26 protein-coding genes are annotated in these 19,855 nt (G+C 66.6%); 12 read left to right on the top strand and 14 right to left on the bottom strand.

What is annotated here, in order from left to right:
• Nucleotides 1-72: 72 nt before the first annotated feature.
• The 3 genes from rsgA to M2428_RS00615 form a co-directional block, all read right to left on the bottom strand.
• Nucleotides 73-1,218 carry a ribosome small subunit-dependent GTPase A gene (rsgA, locus tag M2428_RS00625; RefSeq protein ID WP_277523553.1) on the bottom strand — a complete coding sequence of 382 codons (1,146 nt, stop codon included), beginning with the start codon at nucleotides 1,216-1,218 and terminating at the stop codon, nucleotides 73-75.
• A 429-nt stretch (nucleotides 1,219-1,647) separates the two neighbouring features.
• Nucleotides 1,648-2,103: an NUDIX domain-containing protein gene (locus M2428_RS00620; protein ID WP_277522545.1), complete on the bottom strand. Its 456-nt coding sequence runs from the start codon at nucleotides 2,101-2,103 to the stop codon at nucleotides 1,648-1,650.
• 34 nt (nucleotides 2,104-2,137) lie between these two features.
• Nucleotides 2,138-3,091 (bottom strand): BadF/BadG/BcrA/BcrD ATPase family protein, encoded by a 954-nt coding sequence (locus tag M2428_RS00615; RefSeq protein ID WP_277522543.1) that lies wholly within the window; start codon nucleotides 3,089-3,091, stop codon nucleotides 2,138-2,140.
• 36 nt (nucleotides 3,092-3,127) lie between these two features.
• Between M2428_RS00615 and M2428_RS00610 the strand changes: the two genes are divergently transcribed.
• Nucleotides 3,128-4,159 (top strand): nitronate monooxygenase, encoded by a 1,032-nt coding sequence (locus M2428_RS00610; protein ID WP_277522541.1) that lies wholly within the window; start codon nucleotides 3,128-3,130, stop codon nucleotides 4,157-4,159.
• 173 nt (nucleotides 4,160-4,332) lie between these two features.
• Here the strand turns inward: M2428_RS00610 and M2428_RS00605 are convergent, their stop codons facing one another.
• On the bottom strand, nucleotides 4,333-5,331 hold the full coding sequence (locus tag M2428_RS00605; protein ID WP_277522539.1) for a LysR family transcriptional regulator: 999 nt from the start codon (nucleotides 5,329-5,331) through the stop codon (nucleotides 4,333-4,335).
• A 93-nt stretch (nucleotides 5,332-5,424) separates the two neighbouring features.
• Here M2428_RS00605 and M2428_RS00600 point away from each other — a divergent pair, with 93 nt between their 5' ends.
• Nucleotides 5,425-6,762: an MFS transporter gene (locus M2428_RS00600; protein WP_277522537.1), complete on the top strand. Its 1,338-nt coding sequence runs from the start codon at nucleotides 5,425-5,427 to the stop codon at nucleotides 6,760-6,762.
• A 113-nt stretch (nucleotides 6,763-6,875) separates the two neighbouring features.
• Here the strand turns inward: M2428_RS00600 and M2428_RS00595 are convergent, their stop codons facing one another.
• Nucleotides 6,876-8,039, bottom strand: coding sequence for a PLP-dependent aspartate aminotransferase family protein (locus tag M2428_RS00595; protein ID WP_277522536.1), 1,164 nt, complete (start codon nucleotides 8,037-8,039; stop codon nucleotides 6,876-6,878).
• A gap of 133 nt (nucleotides 8,040-8,172) precedes the next feature.
• On the opposite strand from M2428_RS00595, the gene M2428_RS00590 reads away from it, so the two are divergent.
• Nucleotides 8,173-8,670, top strand: a complete 498-nt coding sequence (locus M2428_RS00590) for an Lrp/AsnC family transcriptional regulator (protein ID WP_277522534.1) — start codon at nucleotides 8,173-8,175, stop codon at nucleotides 8,668-8,670.
• A 105-nt stretch (nucleotides 8,671-8,775) separates the two neighbouring features.
• Here the strand turns inward: M2428_RS00590 and M2428_RS00585 are convergent, their stop codons facing one another.
• Nucleotides 8,776-10,017: an MFS transporter gene (locus M2428_RS00585; protein ID WP_277522532.1), complete on the bottom strand. Its 1,242-nt coding sequence runs from the start codon at nucleotides 10,015-10,017 to the stop codon at nucleotides 8,776-8,778.
• 177 nt (nucleotides 10,018-10,194) lie between these two features.
• Between M2428_RS00585 and M2428_RS00580 the strand changes: the two genes are divergently transcribed.
• Together M2428_RS00580 and corA are read left to right on the top strand one after the other, a co-directional pair.
• On the top strand, nucleotides 10,195-10,734 hold the full coding sequence (locus tag M2428_RS00580; RefSeq protein WP_277522530.1) for an Lrp/AsnC family transcriptional regulator: 540 nt from the start codon (nucleotides 10,195-10,197) through the stop codon (nucleotides 10,732-10,734).
• 7 nt (nucleotides 10,735-10,741) lie between these two features.
• Nucleotides 10,742-11,737: a magnesium/cobalt transporter CorA gene (gene corA, locus M2428_RS00575; protein ID WP_277522528.1), complete on the top strand. Its 996-nt coding sequence runs from the start codon at nucleotides 10,742-10,744 to the stop codon at nucleotides 11,735-11,737.
• Here corA and M2428_RS00570 read toward each other — a convergent pair.
• The 4 genes from M2428_RS00570 to M2428_RS00555 form a co-directional block, all read right to left on the bottom strand.
• On the bottom strand, nucleotides 11,734-12,057 hold the full coding sequence (locus tag M2428_RS00570; protein ID WP_277522527.1) for a hypothetical protein: 324 nt from the start codon (nucleotides 12,055-12,057) through the stop codon (nucleotides 11,734-11,736). The genes corA and M2428_RS00570 overlap by 4 nt on opposite strands.
• 72 nt (nucleotides 12,058-12,129) lie before the next feature.
• Nucleotides 12,130-13,722 (bottom strand): ABC-F family ATP-binding cassette domain-containing protein, encoded by a 1,593-nt coding sequence (locus M2428_RS00565; protein WP_277522525.1) that lies wholly within the window; start codon nucleotides 13,720-13,722, stop codon nucleotides 12,130-12,132.
• Nucleotides 13,719-14,189, bottom strand: a complete 471-nt coding sequence (locus M2428_RS00560; RefSeq protein ID WP_277522523.1) for a GatB/YqeY domain-containing protein — start codon at nucleotides 14,187-14,189, stop codon at nucleotides 13,719-13,721. Before M2428_RS00560 ends, M2428_RS00565 begins: the two co-directional genes overlap by 4 nt.
• 25 nt (nucleotides 14,190-14,214) lie before the next feature.
• Nucleotides 14,215-14,433, bottom strand: a complete 219-nt coding sequence (locus M2428_RS00555) for a hypothetical protein (RefSeq protein ID WP_277522521.1) — start codon at nucleotides 14,431-14,433, stop codon at nucleotides 14,215-14,217.
• Between the two features lie 28 nt (nucleotides 14,434-14,461).
• Here M2428_RS00555 and M2428_RS00550 point away from each other — a divergent pair, with 28 nt between their 5' ends.
• The gene (locus M2428_RS00550) at nucleotides 14,462-14,974 is read left to right on the top strand and encodes a hypothetical protein (RefSeq protein ID WP_277522519.1); all 513 of its coding nucleotides are present in this window, start codon (nucleotides 14,462-14,464) and stop codon (nucleotides 14,972-14,974) included.
• Here M2428_RS00550 and M2428_RS00545 read toward each other — a convergent pair.
• On the bottom strand, nucleotides 14,904-15,593 hold the full coding sequence (locus M2428_RS00545; protein ID WP_277522517.1) for a GNAT family N-acetyltransferase: 690 nt from the start codon (nucleotides 15,591-15,593) through the stop codon (nucleotides 14,904-14,906). The two genes, M2428_RS00550 and M2428_RS00545, sit on opposite strands and share 71 nt — an antisense overlap.
• On the bottom strand, nucleotides 15,590-15,874 hold the full coding sequence (locus tag M2428_RS00540) for a hypothetical protein (protein ID WP_277522515.1): 285 nt from the start codon (nucleotides 15,872-15,874) through the stop codon (nucleotides 15,590-15,592). Before M2428_RS00540 ends, M2428_RS00545 begins: the two co-directional genes overlap by 4 nt.
• Nucleotides 15,875-16,293: 419 nt before the next feature.
• Here M2428_RS00540 and M2428_RS00535 point away from each other — a divergent pair, with 419 nt between their 5' ends.
• The 3 genes from M2428_RS00535 (at nucleotide 16,294) to M2428_RS00525 (ending at nucleotide 17,644) form a co-directional block, all read left to right on the top strand.
• The gene (locus M2428_RS00535) at nucleotides 16,294-16,440 is read left to right on the top strand and encodes a hypothetical protein (protein WP_277522514.1); all 147 of its coding nucleotides are present in this window, start codon (nucleotides 16,294-16,296) and stop codon (nucleotides 16,438-16,440) included.
• Between the two features lie 68 nt (nucleotides 16,441-16,508).
• Nucleotides 16,509-17,423, top strand: coding sequence for a site-specific DNA-methyltransferase (locus M2428_RS00530; RefSeq protein ID WP_277522512.1), 915 nt, complete (start codon nucleotides 16,509-16,511; stop codon nucleotides 17,421-17,423).
• A complete protein-coding gene (locus tag M2428_RS00525) occupies nucleotides 17,420-17,644 on the top strand; it encodes a hypothetical protein (protein WP_277522510.1) in 225 nt (74 codons plus the stop codon). Before M2428_RS00530 ends, M2428_RS00525 begins: the two co-directional genes overlap by 4 nt.
• 135 nt (nucleotides 17,645-17,779) lie before the next feature.
• Here the strand turns inward: M2428_RS00525 and M2428_RS00520 are convergent, their stop codons facing one another.
• Nucleotides 17,780-17,914, bottom strand: a complete 135-nt coding sequence (locus tag M2428_RS00520) for a hypothetical protein (RefSeq protein WP_277522507.1) — start codon at nucleotides 17,912-17,914, stop codon at nucleotides 17,780-17,782.
• A 156-nt stretch (nucleotides 17,915-18,070) separates the two neighbouring features.
• Here M2428_RS00520 and M2428_RS00515 point away from each other — a divergent pair, with 156 nt between their 5' ends.
• On the top strand, nucleotides 18,071-18,313 hold the full coding sequence (locus tag M2428_RS00515) for a hypothetical protein (protein ID WP_277522505.1): 243 nt from the start codon (nucleotides 18,071-18,073) through the stop codon (nucleotides 18,311-18,313).
• Between the two features lie 84 nt (nucleotides 18,314-18,397).
• Here M2428_RS00515 and M2428_RS00510 read toward each other — a convergent pair whose 3' ends face one another.
• Nucleotides 18,398-18,871 carry a helix-turn-helix transcriptional regulator gene (locus tag M2428_RS00510; RefSeq protein WP_277522503.1) on the bottom strand — a complete coding sequence of 158 codons (474 nt, stop codon included), beginning with the start codon at nucleotides 18,869-18,871 and terminating at the stop codon, nucleotides 18,398-18,400.
• A gap of 305 nt (nucleotides 18,872-19,176) precedes the next feature.
• Here M2428_RS00510 and M2428_RS00505 point away from each other — a divergent pair, with 305 nt between their 5' ends.
• Together M2428_RS00505 and M2428_RS00500 are read left to right on the top strand one after the other, a co-directional pair.
• A complete protein-coding gene (locus M2428_RS00505; RefSeq protein ID WP_277522502.1) occupies nucleotides 19,177-19,443 on the top strand; it encodes a helix-turn-helix transcriptional regulator in 267 nt (88 codons plus the stop codon).
• A complete protein-coding gene (locus M2428_RS00500; protein ID WP_277522499.1) occupies nucleotides 19,440-19,676 on the top strand; it encodes a hypothetical protein in 237 nt (78 codons plus the stop codon). Before M2428_RS00505 ends, M2428_RS00500 begins: the two co-directional genes overlap by 4 nt.
• The last annotated feature ends 179 nt before the right edge of the window (nucleotides 19,677-19,855 follow it).

The following is a 19,855-nucleotide window of genomic DNA, read 5'->3' as shown; positions in this document are numbered from 1 at the left end:
TTCGGATGGGTGGCGCACCGGAAATGCTTCCGCTGCGCCACCAGGACCGTTTGTGTCACCGCGGAGTGTGCCTCAGCGGGGCCGCCGCCGGCCGCCCTTGCCGCCCTGACTGCCCTTGCCGCCGCGGTCGCGCGCATTTTCCTGGCTGTCCCGCTCGGCCGACCGCTGGCTCTTGCCCGCCACCGCAATCTTTTGGTGCCATTCGCGCTGGTAGGCCCGCCGGGCGGCCGCGTCGTGGCGGCGGGCCAGGGCGGCGAGTTCGCGCTGCAGCTTCAGGTAGCTGGCCCAGCGGCGTTCGGCTAGGACGCCGTCGGCGAGCGCAGCCTGGATGGCGCAGCCGGGCTCCCGGCCGTGCGCGCAATCCGAGAAGCGGCATTGCTCGAAGAGCTCTTCGAGGTCGCCGAACATCTCCTCCATTCCGTCCTCGGCGTCGAAAATCCCGAAGCCGCGCACCCCGGGTGTGTCCATCAGGACGGCGCCGCCGGGCAGGGGAACGAGCGCGCGGGACGTGGTGGTGTGCCTGCCCTTGCCGTCGCCGGCGCGGACTGCCCCGATCTCTTGGGTCGCGGCGCCGGCGAGGGCATTGATGAGCGTGGATTTGCCGGCGCCGGAGGGCCCCAGCAGCACCAGCGTGCCGCCGGGCGGCAGATGGCCCAGCAGTTCGTCGAGGCCGTCGCCGTTCTCAGCAGAGGTGGTGACGACGTCGACGCCCGCCGACTGGCGCACGACCGTCCCCACGACGTCGTCCGCGAGGTCAGCGATGTCCGCCTTCGTGATGATCACGAGCGGCGTGGCACCAGAGTCCCAGGCCGCGACCAGCGTCCGTTCGAGCCGGTTGTGCGTCAACGGACGGTCCACCGGAACGACGATCCCCACTACGTCCATGTTGGCGCCAAGGACCTGCGCCTCGGAGGAAGCCTCGAAGGCACGCTTGCGGCTCAGCTCCGAGTGGCGCGGCACTACGCCCACGATGGCGGGCTCCCCCGCCGCGTTCGAGCCCAGCCAGACCCAGTCCCCGGTGGCGGGAAGCTCCCCGCCGCGCGGATAGGGCAGGTGTGTGGTTCCGCCGCCGTCGGCCACCAGGACGAGGTTGCGGTCCACCCGGATGACGCGGCCCGGGTAGCGGCCTCCCGGTACGGGATTGGCGGCGAACCGCTCGGCGACGCCGGCCGTGTAACCGTAGTGGACTGGCCCCTCGGGGCCGCCGTCTGCGGACAGGGATGAATTGGGAACAGATGAATCGGTGAAGAGGGCGCGGCGGGCGCCCGGCGATGCAGCATGTGTAGTCAACGAAAACCCTTTGATGGGGCCCCGTGAAGCGGCGCAGGTGCGCTGCGGCAAGAGATGCCGCGTGCGTGGAGACTAGCGCTGGATGGCTAGGCTGCGCCGTGGGACGGGGCAGGAGTAATGACATGGTTTGTATCGGTGCGCTGCGCGCTCAGAAATATCGCATTCATTGCTTCCACCCCCCCGTCGTTGGCCGGCTTGCTGCGGCCGGCCCTGTCTGATCCCGCCTGGTCCCGCCGACGGACTGCAGTGCTTCTATTGGGCTACTGCGTTTGTTGGGCTACAGCGTTTAGTACGCTGCTGCGCTTCTTCCCGGCGGTTTCTACAGAATAGCCATGGCGCCCGCGCCTGGCTAGCGGTTTAGCCGGAAAGTTTTCCGTTCAGCGGCCTCTCGCGGTACAGGCGCAGCCCGGCTTCCACCAGCGAGACGCGGTTCAGCTCGGCCACCGCCTCCAGCGGAATCCAGGCCGCGTGGGTGGTGCTGCCGTTCACCTCGTGGCGCAGTTCCCCGCCCGTGATCGTCGCTTCGTAGACCAGCCGGAGCGACTGGAAGTCCCGCTCGCCGCCGTCGAGCCGGACTTCGGATGGCCAGTGCCCGACGTCGATCCCCAGCAAGGCGCCAACCTCGGCGTCGTAGCCGGTTTCCTCGTGGATCTCGCGGCGACAGCCGTCAACCGGGTGTTCGGCCAGGTCGAGCCCGCCGCCCGGCAGCGTCCAGCCCTCGCGGCCGTCCTGCTTCCAGTACGCCAGGAGGATCTCGGCGTCACGGATGATGACGGCGTAGGCGGCGGGCCGGGTGTCGAATTGCATGCTCATCCCTCCAGCGTAGTAGCCGGCGGAATCCCTCCGGCTACTCCTGGTCCGCCACCAGCTGGAGCACGCCGAAGATGGGCTCCTGCTCCAGGACCCGGACATCGGTGATCCCCGCGGCGGCCAGTGCCGCGCGGAACGATTCCTGCAGCCGCGGCACGTTCATGCCGAGCCCGCTGCCCAGGATGACCGGACCCTCGATGTCGAGCTGCCTGACGGTCTGCGCGGCCAGGTCGGCGAGGTCGCGCCCGGCCTGGTCCACGAGGGCCTGGCTCGTCGCATGGCCGGCGTCTGCGGCCTCCACCACGAGGCGGGCTTGCTGGGCCCAGAAACGGCGTCCGGTCGCGGGCGAGTGGAAAAGCGCGATTAGCTTGTTCGGGTGGTCCACGCCGCAGGATGCCAGCAGGGCGGTGGTGAGTTCGTCCGGTTCCAGCCCCTGGTTCATCCGCCGCAGGCTGTGGCGGACGGCCTCCCGGCCCAGCCAATAGCCGCTGCCCTCGTCGCCGAGCAGGTAGCCCCAGCCCCCGGCCCGGGCTTCCTCGCCACGGCCGTTCCTGCCCCACGCGGCCGAGCCAGTGCCGGCGATGACTGCGACGCCGGTGCTGGCGCCGCCAGCGGCGAGCAGCAGCCGGGAGTCGTGGACCACCGTGATCCGGGCGCCGGGCACGTGGGGGGCAATCAGGGCCGCGAGCGCCGCGGCGTCGTCGTCGGTGTCGATGCCACCGGCTCCGGCGTAAACCTGGGCGACGTCTCCCCCACCGATACGGGCGAAGAGTTCCGCCAGGTTGCGGGCGGCCTCCTCAGGGCTGACGTTCTGGACATTGGAGCTGCCCACCGATTCGTCGGCCACCGGGGCGCCGTCCTCGAATCGGACGCCCCGGGTCTTGGTGCCGCCGATGTCCAGGCCGATCACAGCACCCGTCGTCGCCGGGGCGGATGGCGTGGTGGAAGATGGAACGGAGTCCGCCCCCGGCGGGAAGTCAGTGTTAGTCACTGGAACAGGTTACTGAATGGCTGCAAGGAGCCCGCAATGTCCCACGATCTTTTCGGCACACCCGTCATCGCGGCACCCATGGCCGGAGGAACCTCGACGCCGGCCTTTGTCGAGGCCGTACACCGCGCCGGCGGCCTCGGCTTCCTGGCGGCCGGCTACAAGAGCGTGGCGGCCATGCAGGCGGAAATCCGCACCGTCCGGGAGTCCGGCGCCCGCTTCGGGATGAATGTGTTCGTCCCGGATCCGGCCCAGCTGCGGCCGTCCGCGGCGCTGTTGGCCGAGCTCGAGGACTACCGGCTGCAGCTGCTGGCCGATGCCCGGCGGTACGGTGTGGAGCTCCCGCCGTTGCGGGTCGATGACGACGACGAGTGGCAGGGAAAGATCGATGCCCTGTTGGCGGAGCCCGTGGAGCTGGTCAGTTTCGCCTTCGGGCTGCCCGGCGCCGACGTCGCCCGCGCTCTGCAGCGGGTGGGCTCGGCGGTGCTTGCCACTGTTACCAGCACGGCCGAGGCCGTACGGGCGGCAGAGCAGGGCGTGGACGCCCTGGTGGTGCAGCACACGAGCGCCGGAGCACACAGTGCGGCGTTCCTTCCGGCGTCGGGGGCACAGCCGGGCGGGACGACGGCGGAGCTGCTCGCGGAGGTGCGGTCCGCCGTCGACCTGCCGCTGGTGGCCGCGGGCGGCATCATGGACGCGGCCGGGCTCGACGCGGTGCTGCGCGCCGGGGCTGCAGCAGCCCAGCTCGGCACCGCCTTCCTCCGCACGGACGAAAGCGGTGCCAGGCAGCTGCACAAGGATGCCCTGGCGGATCCGCATTTCACCCAGACCCGGCTGACACGCGCCTTCACCGGCCGGCAGGCCCGGGCCCTGGAGAACGAATTCGTCCGCGACCACCCCGAGGCGCCGGAGGCCTACCCGGCGATCCACCACCTGACGGCTCCCCTCCGCGCCGCGGCCGCCGCAGCCGGCGACCCGGAGCGCCTGAACCTGTGGGCAGGCTCGGCTTGGCGGCAGGCGCAGGCCGGACCCGTCGCCGCCGTCGTGCACGGGCTGCTCGCCGGCCGTTGACCGGCGCTGCCTGCCGCGGCGCAGCCCGCTGCACAGGCCGCTGAGGGCTGCCCGCTGCAGGATCCCGAGTTCGCCGGAAACGTGCGAAACCGCCGTTTCCTTTCGGCGACGTCGCACGCTTCCGGCGACTTCGACGACCTTGGCGCACCCTTCCGGCGACTTGGCGGCCCGGCTCAGCCTCCCGAGCGTTCGCGCACGAAGCCTGCCAGGAGTGCCGGCCCGTCGCGCAGCACGAGTTCGCGAAACAAGCGCACGGGATCGGACTCGGCATCGGCACCGCCGCGGCGTTCCCGCCACGCGAGGCCGATCTCGCGGAAAGCCAAGGCCGAATCCAGGGGAATCTCCACCCACCCGGGCCCGCCGTCGTCGGCTCCCGGGCCCGCCGGATGGTGGTGCCGGCCCGGTGCGGAGCCGCCGGGCGGCAGGATGCTGACGCCGAGCCCGGCCGAGACGAGCCCGCGGACGGTGTGCGAGTCTTGGCTCTCGAAGGCAATTCGCGGGCGGAACCCCGCCTCCCGGAACAACGCATCGGTCAGCGAGCGCATGCCGTAGCCGGACCCCATCGCCACGAACGGCTCCTGCCGGATTTCGGCGACGCGGACCCGACGGCGGCCGGCCAGGGGATGCCGGTGGTGCACCACCAGGCGCAGCGGTTCCCGGTACAGCGCGGCCGAACCGATTCTCTTGCCTGGCGTGGCGACGGGGGCCGTGAGCGCCAGGTCCGCGGAGCCCGCGGCCAGTTCCGCGAGGCAGCCGTCCCGTGCGCCCTGGCTGAGGTCAAAGGCAGTCTGCGGGTGCCGGCTCCGGAACGCACTGATGAGCAGCGGCAGCATCGCCTCGCCGAAGGTGTGCTGGAACGAGACCGCGATCCGGCCGCGGACCACTTCCGATTCGTGCCGGACGAGATCCAGCCCCGTCTGGAATCCGTCCAGGGCGACCTCGATGTGGGGCAGGAGCGCCTTCGCCGCCGGCGTCAGCCGCACGCCGCGGCCGTCCCGGATCAACAGCTCCGTCCCCACAATGGCGCTGGCCCGCGCAATTGCGCGGCTCACCGTCGACTGCGGCAGGCCCAGAAGCTCGGCCGTCTCAGTAATGTGCTCCGTCCGCCCCAGTTCTGCCAGCAGCGGCAGGAGAGGCAGCAGCTGAACCAGCTGCCTGTGTTCGACGTCCATGTTCCACTCTCCGTGCACTGTTGCATTTTTGCTATCTATTCTATGGAAATCATGCATTGTAAGCATCTCTCGGTCAGGCTTTAGCCTGAGTGCATGCCACGCTTTTCGGCGCCCTTCGGCGCAGGTCCCCGTCCCGTCCCCAATCCTGCAGCTGATCCTGCAGCTAACGCTGCAGCGTGGGCGGGCCATCCGAAGGGTTCCGCAGCCTACCGGCGGATCCTCGCCGGGCTTGCCTTTGCCGGCGTCGCGACCTTCGCCCAGCTCTACTCCACCCAGGCGGTGCTCCCCCTCCTGGCGGCGGACCTCCGCATCTCCGCCGCCGAGGCCGCGCTGACCATCTCCCTGGCAACGGTGGGGCTGGCCCTGACGGTGCTGCCGTGGTCCTTCCTGGCCGACCGGATCGGCCGCGTCCGGGCAATGATGTGGGGCATCTCCGCTGCCACCATCCTGGGCCTGCTGGTCCCCCTGGCCCCCAGCTTCCCCGTGCTGCTGGGTCTGCGGATGCTGGAGGGAATGGCGCTAGGCGGCATCCCCGCCATCGCGATCGCATACCTCAACGAAGAGGTCAACAAGGCCCATGCCGCCCTCGCCGCCGGTAGCTATGTCGCCGGGACCACCCTGGGCGGCCTTGCCGGGCGGCTGGTCGCCGGACCGGCCGGCGAACTGTGGGGATGGCGGGCCGCTGCCCTGGCCGTCTCCGTCCTGGCCACCGGGGCAGCTGTCCTGTTCCTCGTTCTCGTGCCGCGGGCCCAGGGGTTCACCGTTGCGGCCGCGGGCGGCCTCCGCGGCGCCATGGGTACGCTGGCCGGCCATGCCCGCAATCCCCGGCTGCTGGCCCTGTACGTCCAGGCGTTCCTGCTCATGGGCGGATTCGTGGCCGTCTACAACTATCTCGGATTCCGGCTGTCCGGGGAACCGTTCAGCCTGCCGGCCACCGCGATCAGCCTGATCTTCCTGGCCTACCTCTCCGGAACTGTCTCGGCGCGCTGGGCAGCGGGGCTGACGTCCCGGTTCGGCCGGCGCACGGTCCTGATCGCCGGCACGGCGCTGATGGCGGGCGGCTTGGCCCTGACACTCACGGAACTGCTGGTCCCGATCCTGGTGGGATTGCTGCTGTTCACGGGCGGCTTCTTCGCCGCACACAGCATCGGTTCGGGCTGGACCGGGCTGATCGCCACGACGGGCCGGGCGCAGGCCGCCTCGCTGTACAACCTCGCCTACTACCTCGGCTCCAGCGTGCTTGGCTGGGCCGGCGGCCTGATCTTCCAGCGGCTTGGCTGGACGGCCCTTGCCCTGACAGTCACGGGACTGGCCGGCGCGACGGCGGCAATCACCGCCGTCGCGCATCCCGCGTCGGTTCACGCAGCCGCCGGCAGGGCCGGCGGCGGCGGGAGCAAGGCCGCCGGCGGCGGGGCCACGGTGTCCGGATAGGCGCCGATCCCCGCTAGGCCTCGGGTCCGGCCGGGTGTCGAGGTCCGCGGGCTACCGCGTGGCGCCGATCCCCGCTAGGCCTCGGGCCCGGCCAGGTGTCGAGGTCCGCGGGGCTAACGCGTGGCCTCGATCGCCTGCACGAGGTCGGCGACGATGTCGGCCGGGTCCTCCAGTCCCACCGAGATCCGCAACAGGCTCGCGTGCGGCTTGGCCGCGGCCTCGACCGGCCGGTGGGTCAGGCCTGCGGGGTGCTGGATGAGGGTGTCGATCCCACCGAGGGAGACGGCGTGCGTGATCATGCCGACGGCGGCCGGGATCCGTTCGGCGTGCTCGGCGCTGGCGAGCTCGAAGGCCATGAGCGATCCAGGGCCGGACATCTGGGTCCCGACGAGGCCTCGCGGGTCGCATTCAGCGAGTCCCGGGTAGTAGACCCGCTTCACAAGCCCGTGCCCGGCCAGGGCAACCGCGACCTTTTCGGCGCTGGCCTGCTGGGCGCGGACCCGCACAGGGAGCGTCGCCAGCCCGCGGTGCAGCAGGTAGGCCGGCCACGGGGTCAGGATTCCGCCCGTCACTGCCCGAATCTGGCGCAGGCGCACCGCCCACTCAGAGCCTGCGGCCACCACACCGCCCATAGCGTCACCGTGGCCGCCCAGGAACTTTGTAGCGCTGTGCAACACCATGGCGGCACCGTGCTTGAAGGGCTGCTGCAGCACCGGACTGGCGAAAGTGTTATCCACCAGAAGCGGCACGCCGTCGGCAGCGGCAGCCACCTGTGCGATGTCCACCAGCTCAAGGGTCGGGTTGGCCGGCGTCTCCAGGATCACCAGGCCGGTGTCCGGCCGCAGCGCGCCGCGGACGCCCTCCGGCGTCGTGAAGGTGACCTCGTTGCCGAGGACGCCGGAGGCGAGCAGGTAGTCGCTACCGCCGTAAAGGGGCCGCACGGCGACAACATGCTTCTTGCCCGCCGCCACAACGGCGAGGAGCACTGCGCTCAGCGCCGCCATGCCGGTGGCAAAGGCGACAGACTCGGGCGCGCCTTCCAGAACCGCGACGCCCTCTTCGAACCGCGCCACCGTGGGGTTCCACAGCCGCTGGTACACAGTGCTTTGCCCCTCCACGTGTGCCCCGCCGGTGGCCATGTGCTCGTAGGCCAGGCCGCCGTCGTGCACGGACGGCAGCGGTGCCGTGGTGGACAGATCGATGGGCACCGCATGCACGCCCAGTTCCGTGAGCCCGTTCCGGCCCGCGTGGACCGCCAATGAATCTTGAGAGAGCACCCTAACTCCTTACGAATATTCGCCATTGAATTCCGCAAGTATCTGGCAATAATTCGAGCATTTGTAGGGGTTCTGAATGGAACTGTCGGATAGTGCCGTTTATGATGAATAGACAACACTATGAGGAGGATCCGTGAGCAGCAGTGCGAAGAATGTTCGGCCGGGGGCCGGCGAACCGCTGGACGCGATCGACGAGCGCCTGCTCGCTGCCCTCGTCGCGGATGCCCGCATCTCCAACAAGCAGCTGGCAGAGCTCGTGGGGATCGCGCCGTCGACCGCGCTGATGCGCACCCGCGCCCTGTCCGAGCGCGGCATCATCGAGGGCTTCGAGGCCAACCTGAGCCTGTCCGCGATCGGACGCTCGGTCCAGGCCCTCATTGCGGTCCGGCTCCGGGCCCACGACCGCGAGCAGATCGACCGTTTCACGGCCCGGGTGCCCAAGCTCCCGGCGGTGCTCTCAACCTTCCACACGTCCGGTTCAGTGGACTATCTGCTGCACATCGCCGTCGCCACCACCGAGGACCTCCGGGACTGGGTACTGGACAACCTGGCCACCGACCCCGTGGTGGGCCACACCGAAACCACGCTGGTCTTCGACCACATCCAGGGCAACCACGGCCCGCTGCCGTAACAGCGGCCGCCGGAGCGCCAGACCCCCGAGCGCTTTTATTGCCGCCGGCGCTTTTATTGCCCACGGCGCACTTATTTCCCACGGCGCACTGGCGGCGACGGCTGGCTAGACCTGCTGGCGCAGGGCGTCCCGCAGGGTCACGGCCGCCAGCGTCAGCGCGGCCGCGGCACACACCGTGACGAAACCGGCGACGGCGGCCTGCAGCCCGACCATCCCGGCCGCGAGCCCCAGCCCGATAACCGGGATGGCGCTGCCAAGGTACGTGATGACATAGACCGTGCTGATGATCTGGGCATGTCGGGCGGGCTCCACCTTGCCTGCAACGTCGTTGAAGACCGTCCGGAAGGCTACGCCCTGCCCCACGCCGGCAGTGATGCTGGCCAAGATCAGCAGCCACGGGCTGCTCCAGGCGGCGGCCGCGGCGATCAGCAGCACGGAAACGCCGAGGACGGCCAGTCCGGCGGACACGGCAAACCGGCCCCGGATGGCCAGCAGCTGGCTCAGGGCCGAGGAGCCCAGCGTCAGCCCGGCCAGCAGGCCGATCAGCGGCCGCGAATCGGCGTGGACAATCTGGGCGAAATAGCCGGGCGCGAGCGAGAGGCAGAAGCCGAAGACCGTGAAGCTCAGGAAGCCCACGGAAGAGGCCAGCCAGAAGGCGCCGCGCGCGTCGCTCGAGACCGACGGCCGCCGCGGTGCCAGGACACGCAGCGGCTGGGGACCGGCATGCAGGCTGATGGCGGGCCGCGCCTTGAGCAGGTAGAGGGGCACCAGGACGGCAGCGAGGACGAAGGAGTGCAGGTAGTACGGCGTCGACGTCGGGCCCGGCAAAAGTGACATCAGTCCGCCGATCGCCGGGCCGGCCGCGACGCCACCGGCCGAGGCCAGGAGCGTGAACCGGGAGGCCCACTCCGGCCGGCTGGGCAGGAGTTCGCGCAGGGCGGCCGAGCTGGCGCCGGTGGCGAGCGCTACGGCCACGCCCTGCAGCGCGCGCCCGACGCAGAGCGCCACGAGGCTGTCTGCAGTGGCGAAGACAAAGCCACCGGCCAGGCCCACCAGGACCGCGAGCACGAGGGCGGCACGGCGTCCGATGTGGTCGGACCAATGACCGGCCAGGACCAGGGTGGCCACGAGCGCCAGGACATAGGCCGAGAACGCCACCGTAACGTCGAGCGCCGTAATCCCCAGTTTTGCCTGCAGCAACGGGTACAGCGGAGTCGCCAGGTTCGCGCCGACGAGCAGCGTAAAGATCACGACGCCTGCCATCACGAGCCGTGCGGTGGTGGAAGCGTCCCAGCCCCAGCGGTCAGCTGTGGCCGGGCGCATGCGGAGTTCGCTGAAGACAGTCATGGCCGTGCCCTTGCAAAGTGCAGGGCCGGGCTTTCCCTGTTGTGGGGGAACCGCCCGGCCCGGTCGAAAGATTGGTACCTACAGAGTGCAATACCAATGATCTTCATGGCTAAATTCTGTGCCAAAATTGAGCAAAACAGTCATTCCCGGACTGTTGAAGTGAACCGGAGTGATGATTTGAACAGTCTGGACCCTACCGACCTCAAGATCCTGCTGGAGCTGATCCGGGATCCGCGGATCCAGATCGGCGACCTCAGTGATGCCCTGGGGATCGCCCGGAACACCGCCCAGTCGCGCGTGCGGCGCATGCTGCGCTCGGGCGTACTGCACGACGGCGGCCGCGAAATCGATCTGGAGGCGGTGGGCTACGACGTCGTCGCCTTCGTCACGATTGAGGTCAACCACCGGGAGCTCGACGGCGTCGTCGGGGCCCTGCGGCTGATCGCCCAGGTCCTGGAAGTCCATGAGATCTCCGGGCGCGGCGACGTCTGGTGCCGGGTGGTGGCGACGGACACGCACAACCTCCAGGCGGCCCTCCGGTCGATCCTTCGGATCAAGGGAGTCATCCGCACCGAGACCGTACTGGCGCTGCACACCCATATCCCCTACCGAACCGAACCCCTGATCAGCCGGCTCGCCCAAGGCAACGCGATGGCTCCCGGCCGGTCCGCGTCGCGGCGGGCCGGTTCCGCCGAACTCCAGGTGAACAAAGGATAATGTCCCGGTGACTATCATCGACAACGCCGTCTACGTTGACGGCATCCGCAGCGCCGAGCCGCGGAACCTCGAGCAGACTTTCGAGACCCTGACCGAGCGCGGGGGCATGGCCTGGATCGGTCTCTACCGGCCCACGCCCGAGGAAATGGCGGCCGTGGCGGCGGAATTCGGCCTGCACGGGCTGGCGGTGGAGGACGCCATCTCTGCCCATCAGCGCCCCAAACTCGAACGCTACGATGACAACCTGTTCGCTGTGCTCCGGCCTGCCCGGTACCTGGACGAGACCGAGACTGTGGAGTTCGGCGAACTCCACATTTTCACGGGCCGGAACTTCGTGGTCACCGTCCGGCACGCCGAGACGAAAGTCGTGGGCCAGGTCCGGCACCGGATGGAGAGCCGGCCCGACCTGCTGCGCCACGGCCCCGAGGCCGTCCTGTACGCACTCATGGACCAGGTGGTGGATGACTACGGTCCTGTGGTGGCCGGGCTGGAAAACGACATCGACGAGATCGAGGACCAGCTCTTCAGCGGCGACCCCCTGGTGTCCCGACGGATCTACGAACTCGCCCGGGAAGTCATCCATTTCCAGCGCGCCATCCACCCGCTCCCGGCAATGATGCAACAGCTCCGGCGCGGCTTCCAGAAGTACCGGGTGGACACGGAACTGCAGCACAGCCTGCGCGACGTCGAGGACCACGTTGAGCGGCTGATTTCCCGCGCCGACTCGTTCCGTGACCTGCTGCAGAACGCGCTCACCCTGGACGGAACCCTGACCGCCAACCGCCAGAACGAGGCCAGCGCGGAACAAAACGAACAGGTCAAGAAGATCTCCTCGTGGGCCGCGATCTTCTTCGCGCCGACCTTTGTGGCCGGACTGTACGGCATGAACTTCGACCACATGCCGGAACTGCACTGGACGCTGGGCTACCCGATGGCGATCGCACTCATGGCCGGCACGGCGGCGCTGATGTACGCCATCTTCAAGAAGAAGGGCTGGCTCTAGCCGGAAGCGCGGCGGTCCCGGACCTGGACCATGAGCCGCCGGAACGCCAGGATAAAGACGACCTCGACCAGCACCATGAGCCCGAGCAGCAGCCACTTCCCGCTTGCAATGAAAACGATGGCCCCGATGAGGACCAGACTGCTTCCAAGCGCCAGCGAGTAGACGGCAAATCCGAGGGCGACCCGGGCGCTGCGGACGCCCGTGCGGAAGCCGAATCCCAGCGGCTCTCCGCCGGGGTAGCCGGCAACCCGGTCCGGGCCAGCGGGCTTGAGCTGGTCGAACTCCTCCCACGGGTCGCGGTCGTGCTCCTGGTTGGTCATGTTCTTATTATCTCGCTGACCGGATTGCCGCGCCTGGGTCAATCGTCCCGCCCCGGTCGTCCCGGCGTTCCGTTAGGCCGCGCGTACGTCGACCTCGCCCGGTTCCGCGCCGTCGCTGCCGAAGACCAGCCGACGGGTGGCGATTTTCTCGGTGAAGAAGCGGTCGTGGCTGACTACGACGACTGCCCCGGGGAAGTGGAGCAGTGCCCGCTCCATCACCTGGGTGCTGGACATGTCCAGGTGGTTGGTGGGCTCGTCCAGGAGCAGCACCGAGGCGCCGGAGAGCAGGCACTGGGCCATGGCGACGCGGGCTTTCTGTCCGCCGGAGAGGTTCCCGATTTTCTGTTTGAGGTCGGCCTCGGAGAACTGGAACATCGCGAGGAACCTGTTGACGGACTTCTTCGTGGCGCTGAAGGCGAGGCTGTCCGGCAGTGCGTTGACCGCGTGCGAAACGGTGTCGGCGTCGTCGAGTTCTTCCAGCATTTTGTTGTACGAAACAAAACCGGGCCCCTTGGCCCAGACCACCTCACCGGAATCGGCCGGCTCCTCCCCGGTCAGCACTTTCAGCAGCGTGGACTTGCCACTGCCGTTGGAGCCCAGGACCACAATCCTGTTGCCACGGCGGATCTCAAGGCTGAGGTCCTCGAACAACACTTTCTCGCCATAGGACTTGCCCAGTCCTTCGACCCGGCAGAGGACATCCTTCACGTGCAGCCCGCCGTAGATCTCCGTGACGATCTGGTCTACGGGGCGGGGCGTGCGAGCTTTCTTGATCTTGGCCAGCTGGTTCCCCAACCCGCGGCTGGCGGCTTTGGCGGCCTCGCGGCGGTCGGCAATGCCCTCCGCTTCAAACGCGAGGAGCTCGGACTCATGGACGAACTGCGCCTCGAGCGTTTTGAGCCGGAACTGCTTCTGGACAACGTACTCGGCGAAGTTTCCCGGGTATTCGTGCAGATGGAAGTTCTCCACCTCGATAATCCGGGTGACCACAGCATCGAGGAACTTCCGGTCGTGCGAGACGATGATCGCGGCGCCGCGGTAGTCGCGGAACCAGTTTTCCAGCCATTCGACGCCGGCCACGTCGAGGTAGTTGGTGGGCTCGTCCAGGAGCAATACGTCCGGACCCTCCAACAGGATCTTGGCCAGGGCAGCGCGGTTGCGCCACCCGCCGGAGAGTTCGTCAATCGCGCATGTGCGGTGAGCCTCGCTGAACCCCAGCGTGGTCAGGACGGTGGCGATGCGCCGCGTGTAGTCCCATCCGTCCAGACGGTCCATGTCCTCGAACAGCTCGGCCTGGCGCCCGATCAGCCGGTCCAGCTCTGCTTCGGCGGGGTCTGCCGCAATGGTGGCGTCGATGGCTGCCAGCTCGGCCTCGGCGGCCTTGATCTGGACGAACAGTCCGTCAAGGACCTCAAGGATGGTCGCCTCGCCGTCCAGCTCGGAAAACTGGGAGAAGTAGCCCACTCTGGTTCCCTGCTCCACGGTGACTGTTCCGGCGTCCGGGGAGACTTGGTCCAGGATGAGCTTGAGGACGGAGGTCTTCCCGGAGCCGTTCTTGCCGATCAGGCCCACCCGGTCCCCGGGCTCGAGGCGGAAGAACGCCTCGCGGAGGATCTGTGTGTTATCGAAGCGGACGCCGACGTCGTGCAGCCGGATCAGGCTCATTGCTGCGCGAGACGGTTGCGGACGATTTCGCTGACGGCCTTGCCGTCAAAACGTCCGGCCACCGTGGCGGTGACGGGCTTCATCACTGCCCCCAGTTGGCGCAGGGACAGCTCGACGCCGTCGGCCTTGAGCGCGGCGATGGCCTCGTCCACGATCGTCTCGACTTCGGCTGCGGTGAGTGGCTTGGGCAGGTAGGCCTCGATCACCTCGGCTTCGGCGATCTCGGCGGCCGCACGCTCGGCTTCGCCGGCTTCGGTGTAGATGCGGGCTGTGTCGCGGCGCTTGGCGGCTTCCTTCTGCAGGAGGGCAGTCACCTGTGCGTCGTCCAGCACGATTGGCGTCTTGCCCGATTTTTCCCGGGTTTCGATCTCGCCGAGGACGTTGCGCACAGTGGTGAGGGCAACCTTGTTGCGGTCCTTCATGTGGGTCACGACGTCGGCGTGCAGGCGTTCTTTCAGGGTGGTCATAATTCTCCTCGTTTTACTGACAAGGCTAGCGGCAGAACCCGTTGGTCCCGATCGCCGAGAGTATCCGCTGCGCGTCCTGGTCCGAGACGGCCGGGACGCCGCCGCTGAACTCCGCTTTTGCGGCGGAGATGAGCTGGTCTGCCGGCGCCTGCCCCCGGAGGCGGCCGCAGGGGCTGCGGGCTTTGTCGACTGCCCGGTCGCGCGAGTCCCGGGACCACGCCGCACCCGCTTGGTGGCCTGACACTGTCCGGGCCGCGGCTTAGGCTGATCGCATGCCGCCAACGCCTGCCCCGACTCCAGTTCCGGTTGAAGTCTTCCTCCATTCAAGTCCGGCCGAGTGGTGGCAGATCGTTGCCGCGCTTGCCCCTGTTGCGGTGCTCGTAGCGGCAGCTGTGGGAGCGTTCATGGCCTGGCAGACATTGCGCCAGAAGGCCATCGCCGATGACCGCGCCGAGTGGTGGAAACGGACACAATGGGCGCTGGACAGTGCCCTGGACCAGGACGAGGACACCAGAGCCCTGGGGCTGGCGGCGCTGGAGGTGCTCGCCAGCAGTGAGTTGGCCCGGAATGAGGAACTCGAACTCCTGGACATCGCGTGGAAGTCCGTGAACGGGTACGAGGAACCTCTGGCTCCCCAGCACATCCCCGTGAAGGCTTCCAGCCCTGCGACCGCCTCGCAGCACCGGGTTCAGGTTGCGGCCGCCAGGCTGCGCGTCACACTCGACCGGCGCCTGGGACGGCCGACACCGGACCAGACAAAGACCCTTGCCAAGGAAGAGCCCTAGCGGGTCCGTCCTCGAGTGGGAGCCTCAGGATGATGGCCGCGCAGACGCACTCGGGGCCGCACATGGGGCAGAGGTAACCGGCCACTCTCTGGTCGTCCGCCCAGTAGCTGGGGATGGTAGCCAGCTGCGCAAAGCCGGCTCGCTCAAACATCCCCAGGGACGAGTGCTGTGGATCGGCCGAGACCCACGACGCGCAGACGACGTAGCGGCAGCCGCCAGCCTTCAGAAAGTCCAGGCAGGCCGCCAGCATGATCGTGCCGAGGCCCATCCCCCGGGCTGAAGGGGCGACGACAATGGACTTAATTTCGCCGACCCGGCGCCCGCCCAAACCGGCGTCGGCGGTGGCGAGACGCAGGCGGTCTTGCAGCGCCGTGTGGGACGTCTGGTCCAGGACGCGCGCGGTCGTTGCGCCAAGGAGATCGCCGTCCCGGCTGCGGGCCCGGATGAGGACTCCCCCGCCCTCAACCGTGAGTTCAGCCAGAGCCGATGGGCGGATGAAACCAGAGCCGAGGGATTCGTTGAGGAGCGCTGCCGCTTGGGTGGCCACGGCGGGTCCCGGCGCGCCGACGTGCAGACTGACGTCCGACGCCGTCCGGGACCTGATCCCTGCGGCTGTCATGTTGCTCCTGATTTCAAAGCTTCCAGGTCCGCCAGGTCCTGGTCCGTGGGTTCGGCCCGGTCGATGATGAGCGCCTGCCTCACGTGTCCCAGTTCGGCCCGCGTGATGACGTACGTTGCTGCGTTCACAGTCAGGATTCCATTGAGCCCAGGCGCTTCCAGGCTCTTCAGCGGCACCACCCACGAGTCCTGGTCGCCGGTGACGGTAGCGAAACGGCCCGCAAGAAAACCCGGGTCTGCGCCGAGCGTGAGATTGATGAGCTGGCTGTGGTTCGGGATCATCGTCACTCTCCCCCAAGAGTACGGAAGCTGCTGGCAATGGGCGCGGCTTTGCCCGCAAACCTAACACGTGAAATCGACCCCGGGGCGGCTTCCTGGAGAATATTTTGATGCCGTATTCGGTCTGGGGCCGGCACCTGAATCTCAGCATGCCTATGGAAGGGTGCGCCGACGGACGGCCTGCAGCCGCAGGCCGATGGTCCCGAAAACCTGCAAAAGCGTGGAGCTAAGGAGATTCGAACTCCTGTGAATACCCTGAATTGTAGCGGGTTTTCCCCTAGAACATAGGGGTTTTTGTCTCCGTTTGTAGCGTTTTGTCTCATCTATTCCATCCTGTTGTTGCCCTTGGCAACACCATGTCAATGCGAAATAGTCACTGCGAATCACTGTCGACGCGTCGTGATTCACGGTACAATTGACTTATGAGCGAACAGAACCCGGACGGCCTCGCAGCCGCAAGACGATATGCACGCTGGCACCTCGGCGACGCGCATTGGGCCGACGCAATCCTTCGGGCCTACGCGAATCCCGAAGCCATGAACAAGGAACTGGACGAGGAGCAAGGATGACTCCGGGCGCTCCCCGTATAGTGCATGGCGACTGCCTCGAAATAATGAAGATGCTCCCCGACAACTCCGTGGACAGCATCGTGACGGATCCGCCGTATGGGCTGGGTTTCATGGGGAAGGCGTGGGATGCGCTGCCGCCGGGTCAGGACTGGGCCGAGGAATGCCTGCGGGTGCTGAAGCCGGGCGGGCACCTACTCGCGTTCGGCGGGTCACGCACATGGCACCGGCTCGCTGTCGCTGTCGAAGATGCCGGGTTCGAGATTCGGGACAGCATCGCCTGGATGTACGGCAGCGGGTTCCCTAAACACCGGGCCGCTCTCAAGCCCGCCTTTGAGCCCGTCGTCATGGCCCGCAAGCCGTTCAAGGGATCACTGACCGCCAACGAAGCCATCCACGGCACCGGGGCGCTCAACATCGACGCGTGCAGGATCGGGACTAGCGGCGGGCGAACTGTCCACACCCGAAGTTTCGGCGATGACCGGGGCCAATGGGCGGGAAACGTTCCGACTGGCGAGGTGACGGACAATGGCGGTCGTTGGCCGGCTAACGTGGTCCTCGATGAGCACATGGCCGGGGTGCTCGACGGGCAGAGTGGGGTGCTCGCCGCGGGCAACCGGCCCCGGGTTCGCAACGCCGACGATGACCGAACCGCATACGGCAAGTTCGCCGGTCAGCAAGACTTGACACAGCAGCGCATGGATTCAGGCGGCGCGTCTCGGTTCTTCTACGTGGCGAAGGCCCCGAAGAAGGAACGCCCGGTCGTTGACGGCGTCGCGCATCCAACCGTGAAGCCCCTAGCACTGATGCGCTGGCTGGTCCGCCTCGTCACCCCCGAGGGCGGGACGGTCCTGGAGCCTTTCGCCGGTTCGGGCGCTACGGTTGAGGCGTGCATCCTCGAAGGGTTCCACTGCATCGCCATCGAACGCGAAGCCGAGTATTTGCCACTCATTCAAGCAAGAATCGACAGACAGGACGCAGCATGAGCGAGAACCAAGTGATCCCGGAAGCTGCGGTTGAGGCGGCGGCGAAGGCAGCATATGGAGTGAAGCCCGTGGAGTTATTTGGGGACGATGAACCTGTTCCTTGGGAGCATCTGGGCGACTCCGTACTTGGCCAAGCGCATAAAGTGCATGAGTTGAAAAGAGCAAAACAGGCCCTCGAAGCCGCAGCCCCGTACCTTATTGCTAGCCAAGCAAAGCATTAGCCCTTAAACTTGCCAGTGGGGTCCGGCGTCTGGTCTAGAACAGGTTGCGCCGTTTGCATAGAGACTTAAACGACATTTAGATAATGCGCCCACAAAAAAAGCGCCTCCACTCTCCATTGAGTGGGGGCGCTTTTGTTAGTTCTGGGCGGCGACCATCCGCCCGGCCCGCATCTGGATCGCGGGGCAGAGTTGGCAGTCCCAGCAGCCGGCGTCGGACGCTTCCTGGTCGGTCAACGTGGCGGCCCGGTCCATGAGTACCCGCTTAGTCACCCCGAGCCCCTTAGCTATCTCGGACAGCTTCCCAGACTTGCAAGCCCCCGCGATCCGATCCACAGGCAACAGGCGCCGGGCAGTCTCATAGCGGACACCCATCTCAACAGCCTCGAGCTGCCTAGTCCCATGCCCCCGCTCAATATGGATGCCCTCATGAACGAGCGTGCACAACAACTGCGCCGCCGTCAGACGATCATCAACAAAGATCCTGGACCCGTCCGTGTACCCGTGAACACCTTCAGGCAAACGACCAAACACAACTTCAACCACAACAACCCCACACTTGTTATACCCAAGGCCCCAACGGCACTTGATGGGTCAACTGTAAGGTTGCTGTCCGACAGTAATTACCAAAAACCTGATAACAGGTGTCACAAATTCATTACCGAAATGTGAGGTTTCGGTAACACGGCTGTAACGATGCAGGTCAGGGCCGAAAGACCCTAGTAGGTCAACTTTTGTTGCCGTGTTTCGCGTCACCTAGTCCCGGTCGTCTTCGCCCTCAACGTGATCATCCGAGGCGGCAAGGTCGTAGTGGTGCTGCTCCGTGGATGCCCCCAGGCCGGCCTGCAACGCCTCCATGCGGGTAGCGACCTCACGCATCAATTCAGCCGTGGAGAACGCCGACAGCGGGCGCGGGGCAGGCTGCTCAGCGGGCTTGTCCAAGTCCGCGAACGTGACAGACGACGCGGCCCGGTTCGGATCCTCCGTCAACGCATCAATGACCTGATTGCGCCACCCAAGGGCCACCTCGAGCTTGCGGAGAGTCTGAGGGCGCGGCCACCGCTGGGCAAACTCAAACTGCTGAACAGTGCTGTCAGACCCAAGGCCCGCCAGCTCTGCGAAGGCGACCCGGCCCAAGCCAAGCTCCTCGCGCCGCTGCTTGGCCAGAAGACCAAGCCGCCGCATCATCGCATCCTGGCCGTAATCACGTTCGCTCTGTACTGCACTCATCAAAACCTCTGTTCCGCCGCCGGCTCAATGGCGACTCTTGTTACTGCTGGTGGGACTGGCTCTGGACTTAGATGCCTGCCGAGACCCTGCTCATGTCGAAACTCAAACACGCCGCCCCCAGTAGCAGCAAAAGATTTTTAATTGATACTACTGGACTAAATCCAGTAGCACAGGGTTTTTCGCAGTCGAATTTATGTTCGAAAGCGGGCTATTTTTCCGCGGAATCACGCGGAATTACGTGGAGTCACTGGATGCTACTGCCTAAATAGTTGACAGGTAACTGCGTGCTACTGCATGATGGGGGCATGCAAACAGTGAAAGCCAGCAAGGCTCCCAAAGACCCCGAGATGGTCCGAGTTGGTCGGACTCTCTTCACCCTCCGCGAACGCTACGGATACACGCAGGAAGGTCTAGCCAAAGAGCTAGACGTATCCCGCCAGTACATCAGCCTTATTGAGGCCGGCTTCAAGCCGCTTCAGGATCGCCTCCTCTCCAAGGTTGCCGACCTCCTCGAAATCACCCCGCTCGCAATCAAGCGCTTCGACCACGAAGAGCTGCTTCAAGCAGCATGAGTGTTTTTGATGAGCGGTTCATCACAGTGCAGGAACTTGCCGGGATGCTCCAGACCACGCCAACGGTCATCTACAACCGCCTCTACGAATGGCCGCACATGAGGACCACTGCGAACGGCATCATCCGCTTCCGCGAAACACACGTCGAACAAATCCTCGAACTCATGACAAAACGACCCGCACCACCAGTGACCCGGCCCAACGTCGGGACCCGGGCCAGGAGAAACAGATGAACGCAGAAGCCGCGTGATGGGGATGAGTACCACGGTCAGATCCACGACAGGTACAGCCCCGATCATCATCACCCGAATCAGCCCAGACAAAGTATTCATCCAAACCGAAGACGGCGCGGCACAAGAGTACTGGGTAACCGAAATCCGAGCAGCAATCGAAGGAGAAACGAAATGAGCAC

The sequence above is a fragment of the Arthrobacter sp. ES3-54 genome (genome assembly GCF_029504395.1).
Classification (GTDB): Bacteria; Actinomycetota; Actinomycetes; order Actinomycetales; family Micrococcaceae; genus Arthrobacter.
Note: the sequence above shows the minus strand (reverse complement) of the source record. Positions and strands in the feature narration are given on the sequence as shown.